This window comes from thiotrophic endosymbiont of Bathymodiolus puteoserpentis (Logatchev) (assembly GCF_900127505.1).
Classification (GTDB): Bacteria; Pseudomonadota; Gammaproteobacteria; order PS1; family Pseudothioglobaceae; genus Thiodubiliella.
In genome coordinates, this window is record NZ_UEXF01000040.1 from 1 (window position 1) to 1845 (window position 1845).

1 protein-coding gene and 1 pseudogene are annotated in these 1845 nt (G+C 35.8%); both read right to left on the reverse strand.

The window, feature by feature from the left end; genetic code table 11:
- A partial coding sequence (locus BHECKSOX2_RS06235; RefSeq protein WP_180323690.1) for a putative Ig domain-containing protein occupies window positions 1-494 on the reverse strand: 494 nt, incomplete at its 3' end.
- A gap of 895 nt (window positions 495-1389) precedes the next feature.
- Window positions 1390-1845: pseudogene (locus tag BHECKSOX2_RS06240) on the reverse strand (hypothetical protein); the annotation flags it as partial.

Below are 1845 nucleotides of genomic sequence, written 5' to 3' on the forward strand. Positions count from 1 at the left end.
CAAGCGCCGTATTCATATTTGGTATGGGTGGTGCTCTTATTTAAGAAATAGCCATCAGTATTACCATCCACTGCATAGCCAGCAACAGGAATGATAGGGCGGTATAGATATATGCTGGATTGTGTGGCATGTTTTCCAAAGGCTAGATTAATATCGCCGACATCAACAGTAATAACAACAGTTGCAGTGTTCGGACCACCACGACCAAATGCAGTCACAGTGTAAGTTACTGAATCAGAGCCGACAATTGGCGCTCCAGAGATGGTTCCAGTTTTTTCATTAAAGGATAAGCCATTGGGAAGAGCAGGAGAAATTGAGTAATAAGCAACAGCACCACCTGTATTAGTGATAGTAACAGGTATAATAGTAATTCCAACAGTAGCGCTAACATGATTAGCGCTGATTGTGATGAGTGGTCCTACCACAACACTAAAAACATTTAAAGAGACTGAAAAAATGGCAACTACAAGGAGTTTAATTAGTGTGTTTTTCATTTTCAAAAATGATTAAAAAAAATTTACTATAACATTTAAAAATAATTTTGTCAAGATCTTTTGTGTAGAAACCTTTGCATAAATCAACTAAAAAGTCAAAAACCGCCTATATAGTAAAATAACACCCATCTAAAACAACTCTAAAAGAGACTCCTGCATTAACCCCAATATAATTTATAAAACACATAAAAATAATAATCGTAGAAGTGGAACAATGAAAAAAAGTGAGATAAAAATTGGTGATATAGTAGTCAAAAAAAACTAATTGTTAGAAGTTTTGATAGTTATGATAACCATGTTAGAACAACAGCACGAGGTGGTGGTGGTAATTTTTAATATAAAGAGACTTTTGTATAATTCATAATTCATAATTCATAATTCATAATTCATAATTTCTCATTCTAATTCTAATTTTTATAATTTTTCAAATTTTTTTTTTAAACTCCTTCATATTTTCCATAAAAACCTTTTTTATCCAACTTTTTTTGCTTTGTTTTTCTATTTTTTACCTTCCTCCACTCATTGGACGCAACAACTTCTTAACCCTTTTAACCGCCACATTGCTTTAAAAATATCCACCCCAGTTTTAAGATTATGACTCATGGCAATGAGTTGCGCTCTAGCCTTGTTTTTCTCTATTCCAATACTCAATAACAAGAGAATCTGCATTTGCTCGACCCTAATTGAGTTTGCACAAAATTTAACCACTCAGTGGTTATGGATTGATAATCATAAACGAGCACATTTTCCCCTAGGCGGAATACTGCCAAGGGCAAAGATGGGGTGATAAGATGACTGTAAACACTCAAGCCTCTACTTTGATAGTGGCACGAAAGAATAGGGTGTTACATTTTTGTCAAACCTTATTATCTATTATCTGGCTTATGTCTATATCCTAAAGCATTACAATCTCTTGCTGAACCCAAAGTTCAACACCAGCATGTGTATTGGCGTCACTGTGAGTGTAAATATTATAAGTGATGCCATTAACAGTCTTATCAATTGTTGAATCACTAAAACCAGCAGCATTTACTTTATCGCCACTATCACCCAACACTTTAAGAATATTGGTACTGGTAGAGGTATGTAATAAATCATCTAAATTGAGTTTTAGAGTGTTATCGCCTGAGCCTGTAATGTCAATAACTTCAATGTCTTGGATGCGTCTGTCACTGATCTTGGTTAGATCTAGAGTTAAGTCTGCACCTTCTAATACAAGGGTATCAATACCGCCACCGCCATCCACACGGGCACGGTTGCCTGCGCCGGTTTGTTCTAGTGCGCTGATGTTGCTGGCGTTAATGAGAATGCTATCTTTACCTAAGCCTGCGTTAAACACATCCATGCCACC